This is a genomic window from Mesorhizobium sp. (assembly GCF_041661565.1).
Classification (GTDB): domain Bacteria; phylum Pseudomonadota; class Alphaproteobacteria; order Rhizobiales; family Rhizobiaceae; genus Mesorhizobium.
In genome coordinates this window covers 1-3995 of record NZ_JBAZUD010000184.1, presented here as the reverse complement: position 1 = coordinate 3995, position 3995 = coordinate 1, and the positions used below count along the sequence as shown (strand labels likewise).

Genomic DNA, 3995 nt, shown 5'->3' with positions numbered 1-3995 from the left:
GCCGCGGTATCCGCGTCGCCGGCCGGATAGGCTGCCTCCAGGCGCGAATAGGGATGGCTCCACTGTGTCGCCAGCGCCTCCGCCGCGGTGTGCGGCGCGTTGACCAGCGGATTGTCGGCGAGAGGCCATTCTCCACCCGCCACTTTCCCTGCTTCTCCGGCGATGGCGATCATCGCCTCGCAGAAACGATCGAGTTCCGCCTTGGGCTCGGATTCCGTCGGCTCCACCATCAGCGTTCCGGCCACCGGGAAAGACATGGTCGGCGCGTGGAACCCGTAGTCGATCAACCGCTTGGCGACGTCATCGACACTGATGCCGGCGCTATCCTTGAGAACGCGCGTGTCGAGGATGCATTCATGCGCGACGCGTCCCTGGCTGCCCTTGTAGAGGACCGGGAAATGCGTCCCGAGCCGCGTCGCGATGTAGTTGGCGGACAGGATCGCCGTTTCGGTCGCCTGCTTCAATCCGGACGCCCCCATCATGCGGATGTACATCCAGGTGATCGGCAGGATCGAGGCGCTGCCGAATGGCGCCGCCGACACGGCGTGGTCCGAACCCTCGGTGACGTGCCCAGGCAGATAGGGCTTCAGGTGAGCCTTGACGCCGATCGGGCCGATGCCGGGACCGCCGCCACCATGCGGAATGCAGAAGGTCTTGTGCAGGTTCATGTGGCAGACATCGGCGCCGATATCGCCCGGGCGGGCAAGCCCTACCAGCGCGTTGAGGTTGGCGCCGTCGAAATAGACCTGGCCGCCATGCCCGTGGATCAGTGCGCAGAGGTCGCGCGCGCCTTCCTCGAACACGCCATGCGTCGAGGGATAGGTGAACATCAGCGCCGCGAGGTTAGGGGCGTGTTCGGCCGCTTTCGCCTTCATGTCCTCCATGTCGATGTTGCCGTCCTCGGTGCAGCGCACGACGACCACGCTCATGCCGGCCATGGCCGCGCTGGCCGGGTTGGTGCCGTGAGCGGAAGATGGGATCAGGCAGATGGTGCGGTGGTGGTCGCCGCGCGAGCGGTGGTAGCCGCGGATGGCCAGCAATCCGGCATATTCGCCCTGGCTTCCCGCGTTCGGCTGCAGGGTGACGGCATCGAAGCCGGTGATCTCCGACAGCCAACCTTCCAGTTCGCCGATCATGGCGCGATAGCCGGTCGAGTGGCTGGCCGGTGCGAAGGGATGCAGGTTGGCGATGCTTGGCCAGCTTACCGGCATCATCTCGGCGGCGGCGTTGAGCTTCATGGTGCAGGATCCCAGCGGGATCATGGCGCGGTCGAGCGCCAGATCCTTGTCGGCCAGCCGGCGCAGGAAGCGCATCATCTCGGTTTCGGACTTGTTCTCGTGGAAGACGGGCTGGGTCAGGAACTCCTTGCCGCGCGGCTTGCCGGGCATCGTGCTGTCGGCGGAAGCAACAGGCTTGGCACCGAACAGGGCCGCGATCGCCTCGAGGTCGGCTTCGGTCGATGTCTCGTCGAAGCTGATGCCGACATGGTCGGCATTGAGGACGCGCAGCAGCCGGCCGGTCTTTTCGGCGGCGGCCGCGATCTGGGCGGCCTTGCCCTTCGCCTCCACGGTCACCGTGTCGAAACGTCTGTTGCCCATGACTGACTGGCCTGCCGCCTCGAGGCCGCCTGCCAGACGGTTGGCGAGCGCGTGGATGCGTGCAGCAATCGCCTGCAGTCCAGCGGGGCCGTGCCAGATCGCATAGGCGGTCGCCATGTTGGCCAGCAGCGCCTGCGCGGTGCAGATATTGGAGGTCGCCTTGTCGCGGCGGATATGCTGCTCGCGCGTCTGCAGGGCAAGCCGGTAGCCGGGACGGCCCTTGCTGTCGATGGACTGGCCGACCAGGCGACCAGGCATCAAACGCGTCAATTTGTCGGAGACGGCGCAATAGGCGGCGTGCGGGCCGCCAAAGCCCATAGGCACGCCAAAGCGCTGCATCGGACCGACCGCGATGTCGGCGCCGAGCTTCGCCGGTGCTTCGGTCAGCATCAGGCCAAGCGGGTCGGCGATGAAGACGACGACGGCGCCGGTCGCGCGGGCCTTTTCGATCGCGGCCTTGTGGTCGCCATAGACGCCATGGGTATCGGGCCAGGAGACGAGCAGGGCGGCGGTGTTGTCGTCGATCGTGTCGCCGTCGATCTCGATGCCGAGCGGTTCGGCGCGTGTGCGCACCACGTCCAGCGTCTGCGGGTGCGGCGTTCCCGCAAGAGCCACCTTGGTGCGCTTGTCGCGGTGATGGCGCAGCGCGATGCCGACGGCTTCGGCGACGGCGGTCGCTTCATCGAGCAGCGATGCCGAGGCCACCGGCAGACCGGTCAGTTCTGTCACCAGCGTCTGGAAGTTGAACAGCATTTCGAGCCGGCCCTGGCTGATCTCAGCCTGGTAGGGCGTATAGGCCGTGTACCAGGCAGGGTTCTCGAACAGGTTGCGCTGGATGACGGGCGGCACATGGACGCCGTGATAGCCGGCGCCGATGAAGCTCTTCAGCACCGTATTCCCGGCCATTGTCGCCGAAAGCTCGCCCAACGCTTCAGCTTCGCTTGCGGGCGCCGGCAGCGCCAGCGGCCGGTCGAGCCGGATCGACTTCGGCACGGACTGGCTGATCAGCGTCTCGATGGACGGCACGCCGATGACGGCGAGCATCGCCCGGGTGTCGTTGTGGCCGGGACCGATATGGCGGGCCGAAAAGGGGTAAGGTGCTGCGGTCATGTCATTGCGTCCTGTAATCAGGCGATATGGGCTTTGTAGGCGGCCTCATCCATGAGACCGGCGAGCTGGCTTTCATCGGCAAGCTTCATCTTCCACAGCCAGCCGTCGCCGGTTGCCGCCGAGTTGACCAGCGAAGGGTCCGACGACAAGGTGCCGTTCGCCTCGGTGATCTCGCCGTCGACCGGCGCATAGACGTCGGAAGCCGCCTTGACCGATTCGACGACGACAGCGGTGTCGCCCTTGGCCAGCTTCTTTCCGGCTTCCGGCAATTCGACGAAGACGAGGTCGCCCAGTTGTTCCTGCGCGTAGTCGGTGATGCCGACGGTGGCGATGCCGCCCTCGACGCGCAGCCATTCGTGATCTTCGGTGAAATAGGTCTTTGGCATCAGGATTATCCTTTGCGGTAGCGATGAGGAGTGAAGGGCAGGGAACTGATATCGACGGGAATTTTCGTGCCGCGCACGTCGGCGAAAATCCGTGTCCCGGGCTTGGAGAGCGGCGTCGCGACATAGCCCAAGGCGACGGGATGGCCGGCCGACGGGCCGAAGCCGCCCGAAGTAACCTGGCCGACTTGGTTGCCGTCGGCATCGAATAGCGCGGCACCGGCTCGCACCGGCTGACGGCCCTCCGGCTTCAGGCCGACACGCTTCTGCGCGGGTCCCCGCTCTGCGGCAGCGCGCAGCGCATCGGCGCCGATGAAGCTGCCTGTGGCGCGCACCTCCTTCGGGATCGCCCACATCAGGGCCGCACCCGCCGGATTCGTCTCTGGCGTGATGTCCTGGCCATGCAGACACAGGCCGGCCTCCAGGCGAAGGCTATCGCGGGCGGCGAGGCCAATCCACAGCACTCGTTCATCCTCAAGCAGCTTGGCGACAAGGGCGCGCGCGTCGGCCTCCGGCAGGCCGATCTCGAAACCGTCCTCGCCGGTATAGCCCGACCGGCTCATGAACCAGTCTTTACGGGGCTCGATGCCGTGCATGAACAATAGCGATCCGGTCTCAATTCCCGCGCGGCCGAGAACAGCCCAGGCTTCGGGCCCCTGGATCGCCAGGAAGACGCGGTCGAGCGGCTCGATTTCGACATCGAAATCGCTGGCCAGCGCGCGCAGATGCTTTTCGTCGGCAACGGCGTTGCCGGCATTGGCGACGATCATGAAGCTGGTATCGCCAAGCCTGGTGACGATCAGGTCATCCAGGATGCCGGCTTCCTCATTGAGGAAGAAAGTCAGTTTGGACTGCGCGGTTTCGAGCGCTCCGGCGTCCAGGGGGCAGGCGCGGTTGAGCAGTG

Annotated in this window: 3 protein-coding genes; all 3 read right to left on the bottom strand. The window is 65.8% G+C overall.

The window, feature by feature from the left end:
• Window positions 1-2708: aminomethyl-transferring glycine dehydrogenase (gcvP, locus tag WC739_RS23055; protein WP_372955307.1), on the bottom strand; the 2708-nt coding region annotated here is incomplete at its 3' end.
• 17 nt (window positions 2709-2725) lie between these two features.
• On the bottom strand, window positions 2726-3094 hold the full coding sequence (gcvH, locus tag WC739_RS23050) for a glycine cleavage system protein GcvH (RefSeq protein ID WP_372955306.1): 369 nt from the start codon (window positions 3092-3094) through the stop codon (window positions 2726-2728).
• A 5-nt stretch (window positions 3095-3099) separates the two neighbouring features.
• On the bottom strand, window positions 3100-3995 hold an 896-nt coding region (locus WC739_RS23045; RefSeq protein WP_372955305.1), incomplete at its 5' end, for a glycine cleavage T C-terminal barrel domain-containing protein.